This window comes from Ruegeria sp. YTSC192, assembly GCF_059609705.1.
Window position 1 is genome coordinate 1 of record NZ_JBXWMG010000006.1, and the last position, 20,935, is coordinate 20,935.

Sequence of the window (20,935 nt, forward strand, 5' to 3'; positions counted from 1 at the left end):
CGGTTGTAGCTCAGTTGGTTAGAGTACCGGCCTGTCACGCCGGGGGTCGCGGGTTCGAGCCCCGTCAACCGCGCCATCGCTGCCAGACTTGGTCCAGTTCAAAGGCCACGAAAATAGATGCGCGGTTGTAGCTCAGTTGGTTAGAGTACCGGCCTGTCACGCCGGGGGTCGCGGGTTCGAGCCCCGTCAACCGCGCCATTTTCCCTCGAATGTTCCGAAAATCATAGGTACTTGGCGCGAGGCCGGCGTTGTTTCGGGCTGATGTCAGTATCTGTCGGCAATAATCGGTACGTTCACAGTTTGTTCTAACTTTTCTGTTGGAGACTCAGCGCCGCTCGCCTATCTCTGAGGGACGTGTTTGTTGGGGGCCAGAATGGCTGAGCTGAAGAATATCGAGGTGCGCGGCGCGCGCGAGCATAACCTCAAGAGCATTGACGTGGATATCCCGCGTGACCAGCTGGTGGTGATCACCGGTCTGTCTGGCTCGGGTAAATCCTCGCTGGCCTTTGACACGATTTATGCCGAGGGCCAGCGCCGTTATGTCGAAAGCCTTTCAGCCTATGCGCGGCAGTTCCTGGATATGATGGAAAAGCCGGATGTGGATCACATCAGTGGGCTGTCTCCGGCAATCTCTATCGAACAGAAGACCACGTCCAAGAATCCGCGCTCGACCGTTGGAACGGTGACCGAGATTTACGACTATCTGCGTCTGCTGTTTGCCCGTGCAGGCACGCCCTACAGTCCCGCGACAGGTCAACCGATCGAAGCGCAACAAGTGCAGGACATGGTCGACCGGATCATGACGATGGAGGAGGGCACGCGCGGTTATCTGCTGGCGCCCATCGTGCGCGACCGGAAGGGTGAATATAAGAAAGAGTTCCTGGAACTGCGAAAGCAGGGTTTTCAGCGCGTAAAGGTGGATGGTGAGTTCCATGAACTGGATGAGCCGCCGACGCTAGACAAGAAATTCCGCCACGATATCGATGTGGTTGTGGATCGTCTCGTCGTTCGCGAAGGGATGGAGACGCGACTGGCCGATAGTTTGCGCACCGCTCTGGATCTGGCTGATGGCATCGCAATTCTGGAAACAGCTCCGCGCGAAGGAGATCCTGAGCGGATTACTTTCAGTGAGAATTTTGCCTGTCCGGTCAGCGGGTTTACGATCCCTGAGATCGAACCGCGGTTGTTTTCGTTCAACGCGCCGTTCGGGGCCTGCCCGGATTGTGATGGTCTGGGTGTTGAGCTGTTCTTTGATGAACGTCTTGTGGTGCCGGATCAGACGCTAAAGCTGTATGACGGGGCACTGGCGCCGTGGCGCAAGGGAAAATCTCCGTATTTCCTGCAAACCATCGAAGCCATCGCGCGCCACTATGAGTTCGACAAGAACACGCCTTGGAAAGACCTGCCCAAGAAGGTGCAACAGGTGTTTCTGCGCGGCTCTGGGGATGAGGAAATCCAGTTCCGCTATGATGAGGGCGGGCGTGTCTATCAGGTGACGCGCAACTTTGAGGGCGTCATTCCGAATATGGAGCGCCGCTATCGCGAGACTGACAGCGCCTGGATTCGGGAAGAGTTTGAGCGCTACCAGAACAACCGTCCGTGCGGCACCTGCGAAGGCTACCGTCTGCGCGCCGAGGCTCTGGCGGTGAAGATCGCTGGCCTGCATGTGGGGCAGGTGGTCAAGATGTCGATCCGTGAGGCTCTGGCCTGGGTTGAGGACGCGCCGAACCATCTGAGTGTTCAGAAGAACGAGATCGCGCGGGCGATTCTGAAGGAGATTCGAGAACGTCTTGGATTCCTGAATAACGTTGGTTTGGAGTACCTTACGCTGTCGCGTTCAAGTGGCACACTGTCCGGTGGTGAAAGCCAGCGTATCAGGCTTGCCAGCCAGATCGGATCTGGTTTGACGGGTGTTCTCTACGTGTTGGACGAGCCGTCAATCGGCCTGCACCAACGGGACAATGATCGCCTGTTGGGCACGCTGAAAAACCTGCGTGATCAGGGCAATACGGTGATCGTGGTTGAACACGATGAGGAAGCGATCCGTGAGGCCGACTATGTGTTCGATATCGGCCCCGGAGCGGGTGTTCACGGTGGGCAGGTTGTCAGCAAGGGAACGCCGGCTGAAATTACGGCCGACGCGGCCTCGGTCACCGGGCAATATCTGGCCGGTACGCGAGAGATTGCGGTGCCCGCGGAACGACGCAAAGGCAACAAGAAAAAGCTGACCGTGGTAAAAGCGACGGGCAACAACCTGAAGAACGTGACGGCTGAGTTCCCTCTGGGCAAGTTTGTCTGTGTCACGGGCGTATCGGGTGGGGGCAAGTCGACGTTGACGATCGAGACGCTGTTCAAAACGGCCTCGATGCGGTTGAACGGTGCGCGTCAAACACCTGCGCCCTGCGAGACGATCAAAGGTTTGGAGCATCTGGACAAGGTCATCGATATCGACCAACGCCCTATTGGTCGGACTCCGCGTTCGAATCCAGCGACTTACACCGGGGCGTTCACGCCGATCCGCGACTGGTTCGCAGGATTGCCCGAGGCCAAAGCGCGCGGCTACAAGCCGGGACGTTTCAGTTTCAACGTCAAGGGCGGCCGGTGTGAGGCGTGTCAGGGCGATGGTGTCATCAAGATCGAGATGCACTTTCTGCCCGATGTCTATGTCACCTGCGAGACCTGCAAGGGCGCACGGTACAATCGCGAGACGCTGGAGATTAAATTCAAAGGCAAGTCCATCGCCGATGTGCTTGATATGACGGTGGAAGACGCGCAGGAGTTCTTTAAGGCCGTGCCGTCGATCCGCGACAAGATGGATGCTCTGGCGCGTGTTGGGCTAGGCTATATTAAGGTCGGTCAGCAGGCGACCACGCTGTCCGGAGGTGAGGCGCAGCGGGTCAAATTGTCGAAAGAGCTGTCGAAACGCTCAACTGGGCGGACTCTGTATATTCTGGATGAGCCGACGACGGGTCTGCATTTCGAAGATGTGCGCAAGTTGTTGGAAGTTCTGCATGAACTGGTCGATCAGGGGAACACGGTTGTCGTGATCGAACACAATCTGGACGTTGTGAAAACTGCCGATCACATCATTGATATCGGCCCGGAAGGTGGCGATGGCGGGGGCGAGATTGTTGCGACCGGAACACCCGAGAAAGTGGCTGCGGCTGAGCGGAGCCACACCGGGCGTTACCTCAAGCCGATGCTTTCAGGCACCCGTGTCGCGGCTGAATAGGCTGCGACACGGATTTTGCGAGGCTCTGCCTCGCGCTCCGAGATATTTTTAGCCAGATGAATGAAGGATCCTTGCTCCTTATTCCCGGCTGCGTTTTTCAAATCTGGGCAGCATGGCTGAGAAATCCTGACCCAAGCCATCTTCGGTTTCGACGAATTGCTGATAGAGCGCGGTTGCGGCTTGCCCCATCGGGGTGTCCGCATCGGCGCTTTCCGCGGCTTGCTGACTGAGGCGAAGGTCTTTCAACATCAATTCGGCGGCGAAGCCCGGCTGATAGTCATTGTCTGCGGGGCTGGTGGGGCCAATCCCGGGGGCGGGGCAATAGGCGTTCATGGTCCAGCTATAGCCGGAGGACGTGCTGACCACGTCGAACATCTTTTGCCGGTCCAGACCCAGTTTGTCGGCCAGCGCGAAGGCTTCGCAGGTTGCGATCATGGTGACGCCGAGGATCATGTTATTGCAGATTTTTGCCGCCTGTCCGGCACCGGCCTCACCGCAATGCACGGCTTTTTGACCCATGATGTCGAACAGGGGCGCGGCTTTGGCGAAAGCATCGGATGATCCGCCTGCCATGAAGGTCAGGGTGCCGGCTGAGGCCCCTCCGATTCCGCCGGAAACTGGCGCGTCCACGGACAGAAGATGCGCAGCGATGGCTTGCTCTGCCACGGCTCGGGCGCTGTCTACGTCGACAGTCGAACAGTCTATCAACACCGCGCTTTGTTGCATGGCCGGGATGATCTGGTTTGCGACCGCGCGCAGGATGTCGCCATTCGGCAGCATGGTGATGACGGCATCGGCGCCCGAGGCGGCCTGCGTTGCGGATTGCGCTTGCGTCACGCCATCAACGGTAACGCCCGCCGTGTCAAAACCTGTCACCCGATGCCCGGCCTTCGCAAGGTTGGCCGCCATCGGCGCGCCCATATTGCCCAAGCCGATAAAACCGATTTGCATCTCTTAATCCTCCTGAAAAGTCAGTGCGTTCGCGCCAAGCGGTTGCAGCATTTTCGAGACCGCGACAGCGGGTACTTTCATATCCGGGTACTGCCAGCTTGGGCTACGATCCCTGTCTATGATCAGCGCGCGGATACCTTCGAGGAGATCTCCGTGTTCCTGCGCGCGATAGGTGAAGCGATACTCCATATCCAATGCACGATGCATGGTAAGGGACGGGCCGCGCAGGCGGTGGATCATCTCGACCGTGCAGGCCATGGAAAGCGGAGAATGCTGGCCCATCATTCCCAGCGCTTTCGACGTGAAATCAGTATCTTCCGAGCGAAGGGTAATGAGGATATCCTCGAGTGTCTCGCCTGCAAAATACTGGTCGATCTCGGTTTGCATCTGCAGCAGTTTCCCGTCGGGCGCGGCTTGGGCGTGGTCGGTGACAAGTTCGGCATTGCCCGACGCCTCGAGCAGTTCGATCAGGTCCGGCCACGTGGCCTGAGGGATGAAGTGATCGGCGAAACCGGCGTAGATGGCATCCGCCGGTCCCATCCGGAATGCGGTGAGGCCCAGATATTCGCCCAGCCGTCCCGATGCCAGTGCCAACATCAGCGAACCGCCGACATCCGGAACCAGCCCGATCGCGCATTCCGGCATCGAGATTTTCGACGTCTCTCCGACTACGCGATGGGTTCCGTGACAACCGATGCCGACACCGCCGCCCATGGTGAAACCCTGCAGAAAGCTGATGATGGGTTTGGGGTATGCGAAAATCAGCGCATTCAGGCGGTATTCATCGCGCCAGAAGGTTTGCCCATGCGAGAAATCCCCCGCGCGCCCTGTTTCATACAGTTTGGCAATGTCGCCGCCTGCGCAAAAGGCCTTGTCGCCTTGGGCGTCGAGGATGATCAGGTCGACCTCGTCGTCCTCGCGCCAGTTGCGCAAGGCGGTATCTATGGCCATGCACATCTCATAGCTCAGGGCGTTCAATGCCTTTGGGCGGGTCAGGGTGATGCGCCCGGCGCGACCGGTTGTGCGAATGTCGATGTCAGGCATGATCCCCTCAGGTTCCCGCCAAAAGGTGGCGCGCCACGATTACGCGCATGATTTCGTTTGTGCCTTCGAGTATTTGATGCACCCGCAGGTCACGCACAAGCTTTTCGATGCCATAGTCGGCCAGATAGCCATAGCCGCCATGCAGTTGCAGGCATTGGTCCACGACATTTGAGCCGGTCTCGGTCACGAATTTCTTGGCCATGGCGCAGAATTTCGATGCATCTGGCGCGCCTTGATCCAGTTTCCAGGCGGCCTGTCTCAGGAAGGTGCGCGCGGCCTGCAATTCGATCTCCATATCGGCCAGACGGAATTGCAGGGCCTGGAACTGGTCGATGGATTGGCCGAATGCTTTCCGTTCAGACATGTATTGCAAAGTCATGTCCAACCCGGCCTGTGCGGCCCCCAGCGAGCAGGAGGCGATGTTCAGACGCCCTCCATCAAGGCCCATCATGGCGTATTTGAAACCGTCGCCTTCGGTACCAACCAAGTTGCCCGAAGGGATGTTGCAATCGTCGAACTGGACCTGCGCCGTAGGTTGGCTTTTCCAGCCCATCTTCTTTTCCAGCGCGCCAAAGCTCAGCCCCGGCGTGCCGTCTTCGACATAGACGGTCGAAATCCCTTTGGGGCCATCCACACCCGTGCGGACCATGCAGACGTAAGCATCCGAATACCCGCCGCCCGAGATGAAGGCCTTGGTGCCATTCAGAGTGTAGCCCTCGTTCGTGCGCTCGGCCCGCGTCTTCAACGCGGCGGCGTCCGAGCCGGAGCCGGGTTCGGTCAGGCAGTAGCTCAGCACTGTGTTGAGGCTCAGCACATCCGGCATGACCCGCGATTTCAGGTCCTCACTGGCGAAACTGTCCAGCATCTTGGCGCACATATTGTGGATCGACAGGAACGCCGCGACCGAGGGGCAGGCCATGGACAGCGCCTCAAACACGAGGGTGGCGTCGAGACGGCTGAGGTCGGCCCCGCCGCTGTCTTCCGAGACGTAGAGCGCACCAAAGCCAAGCTCTCCGATGCGCGGCCAAAGCTCTTTGGGGATTGTGCCTTCTGCCTCCCACTGGCGGGCGAATGGGGCGATGTTGTCCTGCCCAAATCCGTAGGCCATATCGAAAATGGCTGTTTGTTCCTCGGTCAGCCCGAAATCCATTGCGCACCCTCCCACAGGCAAAGAATTGAACGATTGTTTATTTCGCAATCGTTACAGAACTATTTCAGGATGAGCAATCCTGAGAGCTGTTTGAGCATTGAGAACGCTAGAGGTCGGCGTGGAATTCTTCGATCAGGTGGCGGACAACGGCCTGTCCGGGGTCTTCGCCGTTTGCGACCGCTTCGGCATGGACACGCCGCTGGCGGGTGGCAGAGGTGCCCGTTTCAGCGATCTGACGCAGGCGGGCCAATTCGGTCATGGTCCCCAGCGCCTCGGCATCTTCGGCCAGCATCCCCATGAGTTCGCCGATCAGTTCGGCCATGGGTTTGATCGAGCGATCCCCGAAATCAATCAGCCCCTCGCCAACCCCATAGCGTTGCGCGCGCCAGCGGTTTTCACCAATCAGAAAACGATCATACTGCCGCCAGCGCAGATTCCGGGCCTTCAGACGGCACAGCATGCGGGTCAACGCCTGTACGAGGGCGGCCAGAGACAGGGTATGTTCAAGCCGCGGCTGGACATCCATGATGCGCGTCTCCAGCGTCGGGAAGCGATGTGAGGGGCGCAGGTCCCACCAAATCTTCGATGTGTCCTCGATCACGCCCAGCTCGACCAGCACACCAGTTGTACGCTCGTATTCAGACCAACTGTTGTAGTCTGGCGGCAAGCCCGTGCGCGGCAGATTGTCGAACACGGTCAACCGGTAGGAGGACAGCCCCGTATCCTCGCCCTTCCAGAAGGGGGACGAGGCAGAAAGCGCCAGAAGGTGTGGCAGGAAATAGCTGAGCTGCGGCATCAGGTCCGCGCGCAGGGCCGTGTCTTCGACGCCCACATGTACATGCATTCCACAGATCAGCATCCGCCGTGCAACGCCGCCCAAAGCGTGTTGAAGGGCATCGTATCGCTCTTTCCGTGTGTGGTGCTGTTTTTTCCAATCAGCGAACGGATGGCAGGACACGGCGATCGGGCTGAGGTTATATTCAGCGGCGCGTTTGGACACACAGGACCGCAGACGCCTGAGGTCTTCGCGCGCGCTTTTGACGGTCGTGTGTGGGCGGGTGCCAACCTCGATCTGACACTGTAGGAATTCGGGGCTGACCTGTCCTTCGAAATCGGCCTGACAGGCTTCCATCAATGCAGCGGGGGCCTCGGCCAGATGCAGGCTGTCGCGGTCGACCAGCAGGTATTCTTCTTCAATGCCGATCGTGAAATCTTGTTGCATGGGCCAACCTATAGTTCTGTGAATTGCATTCAGTGAATACGTAAATCAACGTTTTGCCAAGGGTTTGCCAGTGGTTTGTCGTGGGGCCGCTTGCAGAGCGACCACAAGCAGCGCTATGGAACGGGCAATAATGCGATAACGGAGCCGACCTCGTGAAACCCAGAAAATTCCCACAGATCAACGCTGCCCTGGATGAGCTGGGGGTAAAGCTGGTCGACAAGGTGACTGAGCAAGACGAACGCGCCCGGCTTGAGGCGTTCGAGCGGGCAGGCGGGCTGGAGCGCCCTGCTTACGCGCTGTCACCAGGGATGGAAGGCTTCGACATCGCGCAACTGGTCGCCGAATACGGCCAGCACAAGGATGCGCTGAAAGCCCTGAAAGATCCGGCCCGGAACCAGACGGGATACAAACTGGGCAATGGTTATTACGACAGCCCGGATGCCGACGCGCTATATCTGATGATCCGCAGGTTCAAACCGAAACGCGTGATCGAGGTGGGTTGCGGCAACTCAACCCGCGTGACGCGGCAGGCGATCCTTGACGGAGGGATTGATACACAGATCACAGCCATCGACCCGTATCCGCGCGCGGATATCGCTCATGTGGTCGATACGTTTGAACAAAAACGGCTGGAAGAGGTCGATCCGGCGCTATTCGAACAGCTTGAGGCCGGGGACGTTCTGTTCATCGACTCCAGCCATGTTGTTAGGATGAGCAATGACGTCGCGCATCTGTTCTGCCGCATCATCCCGACGCTGAAACCGGGTGTTGTCATCCACGTGCATGATGTTTTTTTACCTTACGAATATCCCAAGCGTTTCTTCTATGATTGCCCTGGTTGGGGTGAGCAGTACATGCTGCATGCCCTGCTACAATCCGGCGCGTTTTCAATGCTTTGGCCGGGGTATTACCTGCAACAGGACCGTCCCGACGCATGCGCCGCATTGCCGTTTCTGAATGATGGTCGGGCGCAGAGTATCTGGGTTCAGATCAACGAACAGTGATCCCAAAGTGATCCGGTGTGAAACTATCGCCGTACCCCTTTCCATAACAAGCTGGAGAGGAGAAGACAGCCATGTTTCGTCGCACATTGATGGGCGCTGCCGCCGCCGTTGCACTTGCCATGCCAATCAAGGCTCAGGCTGCTGACATCGTTGACACCGCCGTATCTGCGGGATCGTTCACCACATTGGTCGCAGCCGTTCAGGCCGCCGGTCTGGTCGACACGCTGAAAGGCAGCGGCCCGTTCACCGTTTTTGCACCGACGGATGAGGCGTTTGCTGCTCTGCCCGAAGGCACAGTGGAAAGCCTGCTGTTGCCTGAAAACAAAGACAAACTGGTTGAAATCCTGACCTACCACGTCGTGCCTGCCAAGGTCATGTCCGGTGATATCGCTGGTAAGCGTGCGAAGGTCCTGACCGTTCAGGGCGACCGTCTGAGCGTGAACGCCAAAAACGGTGTCCGCGTGAATGGCGCCGATGTGGTGCAGGCTGACATCGAAGCCAGCAACGGCGTTATCCATGTTGTAGACGAGGTTATTCTGCCCGAATAACGCTTGGCCTTACGCCAAACAAAAAGCCCCGGTCCTGATGGCCGGGGCTTTGCTGTTGTTGGGGTTTGAACCTTAGACCAAACGCACCTGCGTACCGATTTGGACCAGCGGATACAGCTCTTCCACATGCTGGTTGTAAAGGCCGATGCAGCCGGACGAACTCTGCCTTCCGATCTTGCGGGTGTCGTGGGTTCCGTGAACCAGATAAGCTGGCCAGTCCAGATACATGGCGCGGGTGCCCAACGGGTTGCCGGGGTCTCCGCCCTCCATCCGAACGGGCAGCGACGGATCACGTTCCCGCATCGAAGCGGTCGGAGTCCAAGTCGGGTATTCGGCCTTGCGCACCACCTTGGTGTAACCGCGCTTTGTCAGCTCTTCGCTCATCGGGACCGAGCTGGGATACAGTTTATACGCCCCGTCCGCCCCCCAATAGTGTACTGCGCGGCTGGTGATATCCGCCAGCAGGCAGCCGACGCCCAACTCATCAAAATGGTCCTGCCAGTTCTGCTGCGAGAAGGACGAGACGTTGCGGCGTACCGGCAGTTGCGTGCTGATCGCGTCTTCGGTTTGCGGGAACGCATCAGAACTTTGCGCGCGGACAAGGGCCGGGGTGGCCAGAACGGACGCGGCCCCCAAAAGGGCTGAACGGCGGGTCATGTTGGATTTGGACAAGTCGACCTCCGGGGTTTCGATCTGCTCGAATATATAGTTGCGCCGAAAATATTTGCCAGCCTTGGAAATTGCCAGCCTCTGCAGCTTGAATTTATCGTGAGAATCCGGGTTTTGGCGGGTACTGGCGAAACCCCGCCAACGAAAAACCCGGCCAGAGAGGCCGGGTTTGAAAGGATATGGCTTTGGATCAGTCCATCGCTTTGAAGTTGAATTCGCCACCTTCCTTGATGCCCGACGGCCAACGGGCCGTCACGGTCTTGGTGCGGGTGTAGAACTTGAAGCTGTCTGCGCCGTGCTGGTTCAGGTCTCCGAACATGGATTTCTTCCAACCGCCAAAGGTGTGATAGGCCAGCGGAACCGGGATCGGTACGTTGATACCGACCATGCCGATGTTGATCCGGCTGGCGAAATCACGCGCTGTATCGCCATCGCGCGTGAAGATCGCGGTGCCGTTGCCGTATTCGTGATCCATCGCCAGTTTCAGTGCTTCTTCATAGGACCCGGCGCGCACGGTTGACAGGACAGGGCCAAAGATTTCCTGCTTGTAGATGTCCATGTCAGGCGTCACGTTGTCGAACAGGTGCGGCCCGACAAAGAAGCCATCCTCATAGCCCTGCAGGCTGAAATCGCGGTTGTCGACGACCAGCTTCGCACCTTGCTCAACGCCCGAGTTAATCAGCCCTAGGATACGTTCTTTGGCAGCCGCGGTGACCACTGGGCCCATATCGACGTCATCTCCGGCGGTGTAGGGGCCGACTTTCAGCTTTTCGACGCGCGGGATCAGTTTCTCGATCAGACGGTCCGCTGTTTCTTCGCCTACGGGAACGGCGACCGAGATCGCCATGCAGCGTTCGCCCGCCGCACCGAAACCTGCACCGACCAGCGCATCAGCGGCTTGGTCCAGATCCGCGTCGGGCATGACGATCATGTGATTCTTGGCACCGCCGAAGCACTGCGCGCGTTTGCCGTTGGCCGTTGCGCGGCTGTAGATGTATTGCGCGATCGGGGTCGAGCCGACAAAGCTGACGCCCTGAATGATTTCGCTGTCCAGGATGGTGTCTACCGCCTCTTTGTCGCCGTTTACGACCTGGAAGACGCCCTTGGGCAGACCAGCCTCAACGAACAACTCGGCCAGCATCAATGGAACCGATGGGTCACGCTCGGACGGTTTCAGAACCACGGCGTTACCGCAGGCCAGTGCCGGACCGACATGCCACAGAGGCATCATCGCCGGAAAGTTGAACGGCATGATCGAACCGACAACGCCCAGAGGCTGGCGCATCGAGTACATGTCGATACCGGGGCCGGCGCTGTCGGTGAACTCACCCTTCAGCATTTGCGGTGCGCCGATGCAGTATTCGATCACTTCCAGACCGCGCTGCAGGTCGCCCTTGGCGTCGGGGATGGTTTTGCCGTGCTCGCGGCTCAGCGCTTCGGCCAGCTTGTCCATGTCGCGGTTCATCAGGCCGACCATGGCCATCATGACGCGCGCGCGTTTCTGCGGGTTGGTCGCGCCCCAGGCGGGTTGCGCTGCAGCGGCAGCTTCGATCGCGGCGGTGGTTTCGGCCGCGCTGGCCATTGGGCATTTGTATTGAACTTCGCCGGTCGCCGGGTTGAACACGTCATCGAAACGGCCCGAAGCTCCGGCCACGTTCTCGCCATTGATGAAATGAGTCAGATCTTGCATTGCAAACTCCTCCGATTTGTTTGCGCGCAGAATAGGCTTGCAGAAATAACCTGAACAGAGGCAATGTCTCAAAAGAGCTTTGCAAAAATGCAAAAGGTGCGAGATGACACCGAATTGGGATGATATGCGCGTTTTTCTGGCCGTCGCGCGCGAGGAAAGCCTGTCTTCGGCGGGGCGGATCCTCAAGATCGACCCGGCAACAGTCGGCCGGAGGATCGCCCGTTTAGAGGGCAGCCTGGACGCGCAGCTATTTACCAAATCGCAGCAAGGCTACGTCCTGACAACCGCAGGAGAACGCCTGCTGGATCACGGTCTGCAAGCTGAAGAAGCCATGCGCGCCGCCGCAGGTTCTTTGGTCGGGTCGACCAAATCGCTGAGCGGACAGATTCGGATCGGCGCGCCGGATGGATCGGCGAACTACCTTTTACCTCAGGTCTGCGCCAAGATCAGCGACGCCAATCCGGATCTGGACATTCAGATCCTCGCACTGCCAAGGATCATCAACCTGTCGCGGCGCGAGGCGGATATGGCTGTCGCGGTCAGCTCTCCGACCGCAGGCAAGCTGTTGGTGCAAAAGGTCAGCGACTACAAACTTCATCTGGTTGCGACACAGGACTATCTGGATCAACATGCTCCGATCCGCACGGTCGAGGATCTGAAAGGCCACCGATTGATCGGCTACATCCCCGATATGATCTTTGATCGCGAGTTGGACTACCTCAATGATCTGGGCGTAGACCGGGTGGCACTGGCATCGAATTCGGTGCCGGTTCAACTGCGTCAGGTGGCGCTTGGGGTGGGGATCTGCGTCGCGCATGACTTCACACTTCCGTTTCATCCGAACCTGCGCAGGCTACTGACGGATCAGGTCAGTCTGACCCGCAGTTTTCACCTGGTTCGGCATCAGGGTGATCAGCGAAATGAGCGTCTCAACCGCTTTGCGCAGGCATTGACTCGTGGGATTCGCGACGAAGTTGCACGGCTAGAGGCAGAAGCAGGAACTTGACAGGGTCGGCTATTCCGGCAACGCTTTGGAAAACAGTACGTTATTGCCGGAGGTTTTTTCATGATCGTTCAAGCCATTCTGACATCAAAAGCCACGGATGGGGTGGTGACCGTTGCCCCATCCGCAACGGTGTCCGAGGCGGCGAAGTTACTGGCTGAAAGACGCATCGGTACAGTCATTGTCTCAGAGGATGGCGGCAATACGGCCATTGGTATCCTGTCCGAACGCGACATCGTCCGAGAGCTGGCGGCCAGTGGCAGCGGGTGCCTGAACCATTCGGTCGAAAGCTATATGACCAAGGACCTGGTGACCGCGACGCGTCAGGAAACGGTCGAGGATATTCTGGCACGCATGACCGAAGGCCGGTTTCGCCACATGCCGATTGTCGAGGATGGCAAATTGGTCGGCATCGTAACCCTTGGCGATGCGGTCAAGGCGCAACTGACCGAGCTTGCCATGGAAAAGGACGCCCTTCAGGGCATGATCATGGGGCACTAAAAAGGTAGGTCATAACATGCCCTTGCACCTAAGGCTTGATTATGTTTGCTGTCGCCGAGTTTCTTGAATCCAGGAGAGCGTGATGCGGGTTGGCCTTTATCCCGGAACTTTTGACCCGATCACTCTGGGTCATATCGACATCATCCGTCGGGCCTCGGCGCTGGTGGACAAGCTGGTGATCGGCGTGGCCATCAACCGCGACAAGGGGCCTTTGTTTTCGCTGGAGCAACGCGTGGCCATGATCGAAGCGGAATGCGCGCATCTTTCGGAACAGACCGGCACCCAGATCGTGGCCCACCCGTTCGAAAACCTGCTGATCGATTGCGCGCGCGATGTTGGCGCGCAGGTTATCGTGCGCGGGCTACGTGCCGTGGCTGATTTCGAGTATGAATATCAGATGGTTGGCATGAACCGAGCGCTGGACGATTCAATCGAGACCATGTTCCTGATGGCCGAGGCACGACATCAGGCCATTGCTTCGAAACTGGTGAAAGAGATCGCGCGCCTGAACGGGGACGTGTCGAAATTCGTCACGCCCCGTGTCAGTGCGGCTCTGAAGGACCGGTTAGGATAACGCGCCCATTGCGGCGGCTGTGTCCAGCATCCGGTTCGAGAAGCCCCATTCGTTGTCATACCACGCCAGCACGCGCACCAGCGTGCCATCCGTAACCTTGGTTTCTGCCAGTGACACGGTCGAGCTATGGGCATCGTGGTTGAAGTCAATTGAGATCAGCGGGCGGTTTTCAGCAGCCAGAACGCCGGGGATTTTGGCTGCGGCCTCAACAAACAGGGCGTTGACCTCTTCCTCGGTTGTCGGGCGCGAGACTTCGGCCACCAGATCAACCACCGAGACATTCGGGGTCGGCACGCGGATCGCCTGTCCGGTCAGCTTGCCCGCCAGCTGCGGCAGAACCAACCCAACAGCAGCGGCGGCACCAGTGGTTGTCGGGATCATCGACAAGGCTGCCGCACGCGACAGGTAGGGGTCTTTGCCAGCGGTGTCATGCACAGGCTGGCTTGCGGTATAAGCGTGAACGGTGGTCATGTTGCCATGCACAATCCCCAACCCTGCATCTAGCGCCGCAGCAACCGGCGACAGGCAGTTGGTGGTGCATGAGGCATTCGAAACGATCGTGTCCTCAACGGTCAGCTCAGAGTCGTTCACCCCAAACACGATCGTCTTCACGCCGCCATCCCCACGGGCCGGGGCGGAGATCAGGACTTTCTTGGAGCCGTTCTTCAGGTGACGCTCAGCCGCTTCGCGGGTCCGGAAAACGCCTGTGCATTCCAGCACGACATCGACATCCGACCACTCCAGCGCTTCGGGATCGCGTTCGCTGGTCAGTCGGATCGGACCCGCCCCGACGTCGAGACCAGCCTCGGACAGAGTGACTGGTTTGGAGTAGCGGCCATGAACACTGTCAAATTCGAACAGATGGGCGTTCATTTCCGGCTTGGCCAGATCGTTGATCGCAACGATTTCCACATCAGTACGTCCCGACTCCATGACCGCGCGCAAAACGCCGCGCCCGATACGTCCAAATCCGTTAATGGCCAGTTTAAGTGTCATGTCCTGCTCCGTCAGAGTCTCTGCTCGAAATGAGTTAGCGCTAACAAAGCGAGATTGGTGAGAAAGTCAAGTAAAACCTTGTTCACCGCCAGAAGGCGAGCCAGTCCAGAAAGTCGTAGAGTTTTTTGCCGAGGAACAGAAAATGTTCAGTGCCGAACAGGGCATAGTCCAGCATGATCCCGCCAAGGATCAGCAGCGCCAGCCAGATGGCGATTTGATTTGTCATGACGGCCCCGAAGAAAAACGCCCGCCCAGATAACCTGAGCGGGCGAAGCTGTTCAAGCGATCATCGGGAAATCAGTTAAGCCGCCCCATGGCGACGGCGACATCGGCCATACGAACCGAGAAGCCCCATTCGTTGTCATACCACGTCAGAACGCGGACCATGCGGTTGTCGACCACGCGGGTCTGGTCCGGAGCAAAGATAGAACTTTCCTCGGTGTGATTGAAATCGGTTGAGACCAGCGGCGCGGGTTCATAGCCCAGAACGCGCTGCATTGGGCCTTTGGCGGCTTCTTCAACGATCGCGTTGATCTCTTCGACGGTCACGTCACGTGACGCGCGGAAGCTCAGGTCTACGGCCGAAACATTTGGGGTAGGGACGCGGATCGCCGAGCCGTCCAGACGTCCTTTCAGGTTGGGCAGAACTTCGCCTAAGGCAGACGCTGCACCGGTCGAGGTCGGGATCATCGACATCGCCGCCGCGCGGGCACGGTACAGGTCGCTATGACGACGGTCCAGTGTCGGCTGGTCGCCGGTATAGGCGTGGATGGTGGTCATGATACCGTGTTCGATGCCAACACCTTCGTCCAGAACCTTGGCAAGCGGAGCAAGGCAGTTCGTGGTGCAGGAGCCGTTCGAGACCATGTTGTCATTGGCGGTCAGGGTGTTGTGGTTCACGCCGAACACGATGGTCTTGTCGACATTCTTGCCGGGGGCCGACAGCAGAACCTTCTGCGCGCCACGCTCCAGATGGGTTTTTGCCTTGTTGCCGTCGTTGAACTTGCCGGTGCATTCCAGAACGACGTCGCAGCCTTCCCAATCCAGCTCGTTCATGTCGTAGGTCGAGAACATCTGCATCGGGCCGCGGCCCAGATCCATGGTGTTGCCTTCGATCGAAACTTCGCGCGGGAAACGGCCGTGAATGCTGTCATATTTCAGCAGATGCGCCGAGGTTTCCAGCGGGCCGGTGGCGTTGACCTTGATCACTTCGATGTCGTTGCGGCCCGAGGCGGCAATGTGCGACAGGGTGCAGCGGCCAATGCGGCCAAAACCATTGATACCGACCTTGATGGTCATGTGACGTCTCCAAATGCGCTTGCGTTACGGGCCATATAGCCTTGAAACCGGAATCTCAAAAGGGCAAAAGCGGCATATTTTTAAGGTGTTAGCGCAAACCTGGGCAGATTGCGCTAACGCTTGCGCTAGCTGTTGGATCGGGTAGGGTCCGGTTGCGACAGGTGACAGGAAAGGACACGCGATGAGCGGACTGTTGGCCCTTTTGGATGATGTGGCGGGGATCGCCAAGGTGGCTGCGGCCTCGGTTGATGATGTCGTCGCGGCTGCTGGCAAGGCCGGGGCCAAGACGGCCGGAGTGATTATTGACGACGCAGCGGTTACACCAAAATACGTTCAGGGCTTTGCCCCGGCCCGCGAGTTGCCGATCATCTGGCGCATTGCCCGCGGCTCGATTTTCAACAAGATCATTCTGCTGCTGCCGGTTGCCCTGTTGCTTGCGAATTTTGCGCCCTGGCTGATCACGCCTTTACTGATGCTGGGCGGCTCATATCTTTGTTTTGAAGGGGCCGAGAAGATATTCCATGTTTTGTTCCCCCATGGCAGCCATGCCATCGAACAGGATATGGATGTACGTGATCCGGGCCATCTTGAAGAACAGAAGGTCAAGGGCGCGATCAAGACAGATTTCATATTGTCCGCCGAGATCATGACCATTGCGCTGGCGGCGATTGAGGCTCCGAACCTGTGGATGCAGGCCGCGACACTTGCTGTCGTCGGGTTTGGGGTAACCGTGGCGGTATATGGCTCGGTGGCGCTGATCGTGAAGATGGACGACGTGGGGTTGTTTCTGGCTCAGAACGCGCCGACACCCATTGGGCGTGGGTTGGGCAGGGGGCTGGTCAAGGCGATGCCGGGGGTGATGAAGACCTTATCGATTGTTGGCACCGCCGCTATGCTTTGGGTTGGCGGCTCAATCATCATTCACGGGCTGGAGGTGCTGGGGTTCGGCTGGTTGCAACACCTGATCTACGATTGGGCCAAGGTCATAGCTTACTCGGTGCCCGAGCAATGGGCTGCTGCGGTGAAATGGTTGTCCAAAGCCACCATGGACGGGGTATTGGGGCTGGCCTGGGGGCTTGTCCTGATCCCGGTTGCAACCAAAGTGCTGATGCCACTGTTTGGAAAATCCGCACCGCATTGAGACAAAAACGAAAAGGGCGGCCATGGCCGCCCTTTGTTTGATCAACAAAGACTGCTTTACAGCCCCAGCAATTCCTTGACCTTGGCAACGGTCGCTTCGGCGGTAATGCCGAAATGATTGTAAAGCTCTCCGGCAGGTGCAGAGGCACCAAAGCTCGACATGCCGATAAAGCCTGCCTTGGCTTCACGGCCACGCTCACCCAACAACCAGCGATCCCAGCCTCCGGCGCGCACTGCGGCTTCGATACCGACGCGGACAGCACCGGCAGGCAGAACGCGCTTGCGGTAAGCCTCGTCCTGCTCGGCAAACAGTTCCATACAGGGCATAGAGACGACGCGGGTGCCGATGCCTTCGGCCTCAAGCAAGGCTTTGGCTTCCATCGCCAGCGAAACCTCGGAGCCGGTGGCGATCAGGATCGCCTGGCGCTTGCTCTCGGCATCGGCCAGCACATAGGCGCCCTGTGCGGACAGGTTCCGGGCCTTGTGATCCTTGCGCAGGGTCGGCACGCCCTGACGGGTCAGCGACAGGACCGAGGGGCTGTCTTTGAAGGTCAACGCCAGTTCCCAGGCCTCGGCCGTCTCAATCGTGTCGGCGGGGCGGAACACATAGGTGTTCGGCGTCGCGCGGCTGATCGCCAGATGTTCGACCGGCTGGTGGGTCGGGCCGTCTTCGCCCAGACCGATGGAATCGTGGGTCATCACGAAGACCGACGGGATTTTCATCAGCGCGGCCAGACGCATCGAAGGGCGGGCATAGTCGGTGAAGGCCATGAAGGTCCCGCCATAGGGGCGGATACCGCCATGCAGCGCCATGCCGTTCATCGCAGCGGCCATGCCGTGTTCGCGGATACCGTAGTGGATATAGCGACCTTTGCGGTTTTCCGGCAGGAAGACACCCATATCGGCCGATTTGGTGTTGTTCGATCCGGTCAGGTCGGCCGAGCCGCCAACGGTCTCGGTCATGATTGGGTTCACAACGTTCAGAACCTTCTCGGACGAGGCGCGGGTGGCCAGTTTGGGCTGGTCCTCGGACATCTGCTTTTTGAACGACCGGATCGCGCCGGCCAGTTTCTTGGGCGCTTCAAACGCATAGGCGCGGTTGAATTCTGCCTGTTTGCGTTCCGAGATTTGCGCGAAACGCTCTTCCCATTCTGCACGCGCGGCGGCACCGCGGGCACCGATGGCTTCCCAAGCGGATTTTACGTCGGCGGGGATTTCAAATGCGTCATGCGGCCAGCCATAGCCTTCCTTGGCAGCCTTCAGCTGTTCCTGATCTGTCAGTGCGCCATGACCTTTCGAGGTATCCTGCGCAGCGTGACCCAGAGCGATGTGGCTTTCACAGGCGATCATCGAAGGCTTGTTCGACTGTTTGGCCTTCGTGATTGCCGCATCGATGGCCTGAGGATCATGACCGTCGATCTCGATCACTTGCCAGCCCGAGGCCGCAAAACGGCGCACCTGATCGGTCCGGTCGGCGATATCCACGGTGCCGTCGATGGTGATGTTGTTGTTATCCCAGAAGACGATCAGCTTGCCCAGCTCATGACGGCCGGCCAGCGTGATCGCCTCTTGGCTGACGCCTTCCATCAGGCAGCCGTCGCCTGCAATCACATAGGTATAGTGATCAACGATCTTCTTGCCGTAGTGCGCGCGCTGGATTTCCTCGGCCATGGCAAAGCCCACAGCGTTCGAGATGCCCTGACCCAACGGGCCAGTTGTGGTTTCAATCCCGTTGACCAGGAAGTTTTCCGGGTGACCGGCAGTTTTCGCGCCCAGCTGACGGAAATTCTTGATCTCGTCCAGCGTCACATCCGAATTGCCCGTAAGATACAGCAGCGAATAGATCAGCATCGAGCCGTGGCCCGCCGACAGAATGAAACGGTCGCGATCCGGCCAGTTCGGGGCCGAGGCGTCAAATTTCAGGTGCTTTTCGAACAGGACGGTCGCAACATCGGCCATGCCCATCGGCATACCGGAATGGCCGGAATTTGCGGCGGCGACGGCGTCAAGGGTCAGAGTGCGGATCGCCGCAGCTTTGTCCCAGTGTTCGGGGTTTGCATTGCGCAGCGCAGTCAGGTCCACGGGCGTTGTTCCTTTGGGTTTGAAGCAGATTGCGCGCTCAATAGCATTCAGCCCTCAAAGTGCAAGCATAACCGGGCGAAACAAGGTCACATCGCTTGAAGAGAGCAGTCCAAGCCTTTGAAACCAAACAGTGGGTATTTTCCGTCACATTCCGCTAAACTGGGGCCAAGCGGGACCGATTCTTGATTCGGACGGTTCGGTAACAGAATGAACCTTGGTTAAGAGGTGACAGGGGCATGAGCCAGATTGAAGAGTTACAGCAACGCATCCTTGCAGCGATGGACCGTATCGGCACGGGCGTGACAGCCCTGCAAAACGCGCCATCAGGCATTGCAGATGATGGGTTGCAGGCGGCGCTGGATGATGAACGCGTTGCCAACGCGCAGCTGCAAGAGCGTCTGACGTCGCTGAAAGACCGCCATGAGCAGGAAGTCGACGGCATGCGCGCGGATATGGAAGCGTTGCGCGCAGCTCCGGCCCCCACGGCCGATGTGGACGCGCTGCGCGCTGAGCTGGCCGAAGCGGCAACCAAGCTTTCCACGGTTGAGGCCGCTCGTGCGGAACTGGCCGAGGCTAAGGCCGCATTGGAAAACACCGAAGAGCTGGATGCCCTGAAAGCCGAGAACGCGCAATTGCGGGCGAATCTGGAAGGTCAGGAAGACCCCGCCACTCTGCGGGCCGAGATCGAAGAGATGCGGGCCGCGATTTTGCAGGCCGGTGATATCGAGGCTGAAAACAGCCGTTTGCGGGCCGAATTGGCCGATAGCGAACGCGTGGCTGAGCTGAATTCCGAGCTGGAGATGCTAAGGGCCGAGCGCGCCAGCCATGGGGCGGCCATGTCGCGTCTGGATGACGATCTGCAACGGATGCGGCAGGCAAATGAACAATTGCGCAGCTCGGTCGATGCCCTGCGCGCCGCTGCGCAAGAGGGGGTTCAGGACGCAGAGCTGTTGAATCAGGTCACCGTGGCGGAACTGGAAGCAACACGCGCAGCGCAAGCGACCGATGCGGCCGAGGCACGGGCCGTTCTGGCGCGGCTGGAGCCTTTGCTGTCTGAGGCGAAACTGGCAGAAGGTGAGGTTGAGTGATGCCCGAAGTAACCATTCATATCGGCGGTCGCGGGTTTGAAGTGTCCTGTCAGGACGGCGAAGAGAGCTTTCTGCAGGCCGCCGCGAAAATGTTGGATGACGAAGCGCAGGTGCTTTCGGATCAGATCGGGCGGATGCCTGAATCCCGCATGTTGTTGATGGCTGGTCTGATGTTGGCAGACAAGACCGCCGCGACAGAAGACAAGGCCAAGGCGCTTGAGGCAAAACTGGCCGAAGCCCTGGCAGAACTTCAAACGCTGCGCAGTTCGCCTGCACCTGAACCCGAACGGATCGAGGTCGCTGTCGTGCCGCCTTCGGTTACGGATACACTGGCCGAATTGGCCGCACGGGCCGAAGCCCTAGCATCAGATATTGAGGAAAAAGCAAAATGAAACGAGCATGCGGCTTGATCTGCGGGGCCGTGGCCCTTGTGTGCGCATCCAAGGCTATGGCCGAGATCGACATACTGACGGTGACGTTCAACTGCGAGAACGGTATTCCGCTGCCAGTGACCTATTTCAACGCCTCTGACGGCTCGGGCGCCGCGGCGACGATGGTCGACAATTCTCTGGTCGCGATGCGTCAGGTCGAGAGCGGCTCGGGCATTCGGTACGAATCCGTGGATACGAGCGGAACCTATATCCTGCGATCCAAAGGGTGGAATGCCACGGTGAGCTTTCTGGCGACAAACGCCGCCAGTGAGCAGGTCATTTTTCAGGATTGCTCCAGCCGCTAAGGCCGG

At 58.7% G+C, this 20,935-nt stretch carries 20 protein-coding genes and 1 tRNA gene; 11 read left to right on the forward strand and 10 right to left on the reverse strand.

From position 1 onward, the window contains the following. Positions 1 to 121: 121 nt before the first annotated feature. Positions 122 to 198 (forward strand) — tRNA-Asp (locus tag AC2FD8_RS10135). A 175-nt stretch (positions 199 to 373) separates the two neighbouring features. Continuing rightward, positions 374 to 3,232 (forward strand): excinuclease ABC subunit UvrA, encoded by a 2,859-nt coding sequence (gene uvrA / locus AC2FD8_RS10140; protein ID WP_496855789.1) that lies wholly within the window; start codon positions 374 to 376, stop codon positions 3,230 to 3,232. A 78-nt stretch (positions 3,233 to 3,310) separates the two neighbouring features. Here the strand turns inward: uvrA and mmsB are convergent, their stop codons facing one another. The 4 genes from mmsB to AC2FD8_RS10160 all read right to left on the reverse strand — a co-directional run bounded on the left by mmsB (position 3,311) and on the right by AC2FD8_RS10160 (position 7,599). Beyond that, positions 3,311 to 4,183 (reverse strand): 3-hydroxyisobutyrate dehydrogenase, encoded by an 873-nt coding sequence (gene mmsB, locus AC2FD8_RS10145; RefSeq protein ID WP_496855790.1) that lies wholly within the window; start codon positions 4,181 to 4,183, stop codon positions 3,311 to 3,313. A 3-nt stretch (positions 4,184 to 4,186) separates the two neighbouring features. Continuing rightward, complete coding sequence (locus AC2FD8_RS10150) at positions 4,187 to 5,227, reverse strand: enoyl-CoA hydratase/isomerase family protein (RefSeq protein WP_496855791.1); 1,041 nt, start codon at positions 5,225 to 5,227, stop codon at positions 4,187 to 4,189. A gap of 7 nt (positions 5,228 to 5,234) precedes the next feature. Further along, positions 5,235 to 6,377: an acyl-CoA dehydrogenase family protein gene (locus AC2FD8_RS10155; RefSeq protein WP_496855792.1), complete on the reverse strand. Its 1,143-nt coding sequence runs from the start codon at positions 6,375 to 6,377 to the stop codon at positions 5,235 to 5,237. 106 nt (positions 6,378 to 6,483) lie between these two features. Then, complete coding sequence (locus tag AC2FD8_RS10160) at positions 6,484 to 7,599, reverse strand: carboxylate-amine ligase (protein WP_496855793.1); 1,116 nt, start codon at positions 7,597 to 7,599, stop codon at positions 6,484 to 6,486. 152 nt (positions 7,600 to 7,751) lie between these two features. Here AC2FD8_RS10160 and AC2FD8_RS10165 point away from each other — a divergent pair, with 152 nt between their 5' ends. Next, complete coding sequence (locus AC2FD8_RS10165; RefSeq protein WP_496855794.1) at positions 7,752 to 8,603, forward strand: class I SAM-dependent methyltransferase; 852 nt, start codon at positions 7,752 to 7,754, stop codon at positions 8,601 to 8,603. Positions 8,604 to 8,674: 71 nt separating this feature from the next. Continuing rightward, on the forward strand, positions 8,675 to 9,151 hold the full coding sequence (locus AC2FD8_RS10170) for a fasciclin domain-containing protein (RefSeq protein ID WP_480523799.1): 477 nt from the start codon (positions 8,675 to 8,677) through the stop codon (positions 9,149 to 9,151). A gap of 72 nt (positions 9,152 to 9,223) precedes the next feature. On the opposite strand, the gene AC2FD8_RS10175 is transcribed toward AC2FD8_RS10170, so the two are convergent. Together AC2FD8_RS10175 and AC2FD8_RS10180 are read right to left on the reverse strand one after the other, a co-directional pair. Beyond that, positions 9,224 to 9,808 carry a L,D-transpeptidase gene (locus tag AC2FD8_RS10175; protein ID WP_496856198.1) on the reverse strand — a complete coding sequence of 195 codons (585 nt, stop codon included), beginning with the start codon at positions 9,806 to 9,808 and terminating at the stop codon, positions 9,224 to 9,226. Between the two features lie 202 nt (positions 9,809 to 10,010). After that, entirely contained in the window at positions 10,011 to 11,510 is a 1,500-nt protein-coding gene (locus AC2FD8_RS10180; RefSeq protein WP_496855795.1) for a CoA-acylating methylmalonate-semialdehyde dehydrogenase, read from the reverse strand. A gap of 103 nt (positions 11,511 to 11,613) precedes the next feature. Between AC2FD8_RS10180 and AC2FD8_RS10185 the strand changes: the two genes are divergently transcribed. The 3 genes from AC2FD8_RS10185 (at position 11,614) to coaD (ending at position 13,588) form a co-directional block, all read left to right on the forward strand. Beyond that, positions 11,614 to 12,516, forward strand: a complete 903-nt coding sequence (locus AC2FD8_RS10185; protein ID WP_496855796.1) for a LysR family transcriptional regulator — start codon at positions 11,614 to 11,616, stop codon at positions 12,514 to 12,516. 60 nt (positions 12,517 to 12,576) lie between these two features. After that, entirely contained in the window at positions 12,577 to 13,014 is a 438-nt protein-coding gene (locus tag AC2FD8_RS10190) for a CBS domain-containing protein (RefSeq protein ID WP_496855797.1), read from the forward strand. An 82-nt stretch (positions 13,015 to 13,096) separates the two neighbouring features. After that, positions 13,097 to 13,588 (forward strand): pantetheine-phosphate adenylyltransferase, encoded by a 492-nt coding sequence (gene coaD / locus AC2FD8_RS10195; protein WP_496855798.1) that lies wholly within the window; start codon positions 13,097 to 13,099, stop codon positions 13,586 to 13,588. On the opposite strand, the gene gap (AC2FD8_RS10200) is transcribed toward coaD, so the two are convergent. From gap (AC2FD8_RS10200) to gap (AC2FD8_RS10210), 3 genes are all read right to left on the reverse strand, one after another. Further along, the gene (gene gap, locus AC2FD8_RS10200) at positions 13,580 to 14,584 is read right to left on the reverse strand and encodes a type I glyceraldehyde-3-phosphate dehydrogenase (RefSeq protein WP_496855799.1); all 1,005 of its coding nucleotides are present in this window, start codon (positions 14,582 to 14,584) and stop codon (positions 13,580 to 13,582) included. The genes coaD and gap (AC2FD8_RS10200) overlap by 9 nt on opposite strands. Positions 14,585 to 14,666: 82 nt before the next feature. Beyond that, positions 14,667 to 14,810 carry a hypothetical protein gene (locus AC2FD8_RS10205; protein WP_496855800.1) on the reverse strand — a complete coding sequence of 48 codons (144 nt, stop codon included), beginning with the start codon at positions 14,808 to 14,810 and terminating at the stop codon, positions 14,667 to 14,669. A gap of 71 nt (positions 14,811 to 14,881) precedes the next feature. Beyond that, a complete protein-coding gene (gap, locus tag AC2FD8_RS10210) occupies positions 14,882 to 15,883 on the reverse strand; it encodes a type I glyceraldehyde-3-phosphate dehydrogenase (RefSeq protein WP_496855801.1) in 1,002 nt (333 codons plus the stop codon). Positions 15,884 to 16,064: 181 nt separating this feature from the next. On the opposite strand from gap (AC2FD8_RS10210), the gene AC2FD8_RS10215 reads away from it, so the two are divergent. Then, a complete protein-coding gene (locus AC2FD8_RS10215; RefSeq protein WP_496855802.1) occupies positions 16,065 to 17,024 on the forward strand; it encodes a DUF808 domain-containing protein in 960 nt (319 codons plus the stop codon). Positions 17,025 to 17,080: 56 nt separating this feature from the next. Here the strand turns inward: AC2FD8_RS10215 and tkt are convergent, their stop codons facing one another. Then, positions 17,081 to 19,105: a transketolase gene (tkt, locus tag AC2FD8_RS10220; protein WP_496855803.1), complete on the reverse strand. Its 2,025-nt coding sequence runs from the start codon at positions 19,103 to 19,105 to the stop codon at positions 17,081 to 17,083. 236 nt (positions 19,106 to 19,341) lie between these two features. Between tkt and AC2FD8_RS10225 the strand changes: the two genes are divergently transcribed. From AC2FD8_RS10225 to AC2FD8_RS10235, 3 genes are read left to right on the forward strand one after another with little or no spacing between them, the layout of a single operon-like run. Beyond that, entirely contained in the window at positions 19,342 to 20,193 is an 852-nt protein-coding gene (locus AC2FD8_RS10225; RefSeq protein WP_496855804.1) for a hypothetical protein, read from the forward strand. After that, the gene (locus AC2FD8_RS10230) at positions 20,193 to 20,585 is read left to right on the forward strand and encodes a cell division protein ZapA (protein WP_496855805.1); all 393 of its coding nucleotides are present in this window, start codon (positions 20,193 to 20,195) and stop codon (positions 20,583 to 20,585) included. Before AC2FD8_RS10225 ends, AC2FD8_RS10230 begins: the two co-directional genes overlap by 1 nt. After that, the gene (locus tag AC2FD8_RS10235) at positions 20,582 to 20,929 is read left to right on the forward strand and encodes an MliC family protein (RefSeq protein WP_496855806.1); all 348 of its coding nucleotides are present in this window, start codon (positions 20,582 to 20,584) and stop codon (positions 20,927 to 20,929) included. The genes AC2FD8_RS10230 and AC2FD8_RS10235 overlap by 4 nt, the downstream gene beginning before the upstream one ends. Positions 20,930 to 20,935: the final 6 nt, after the last annotated feature.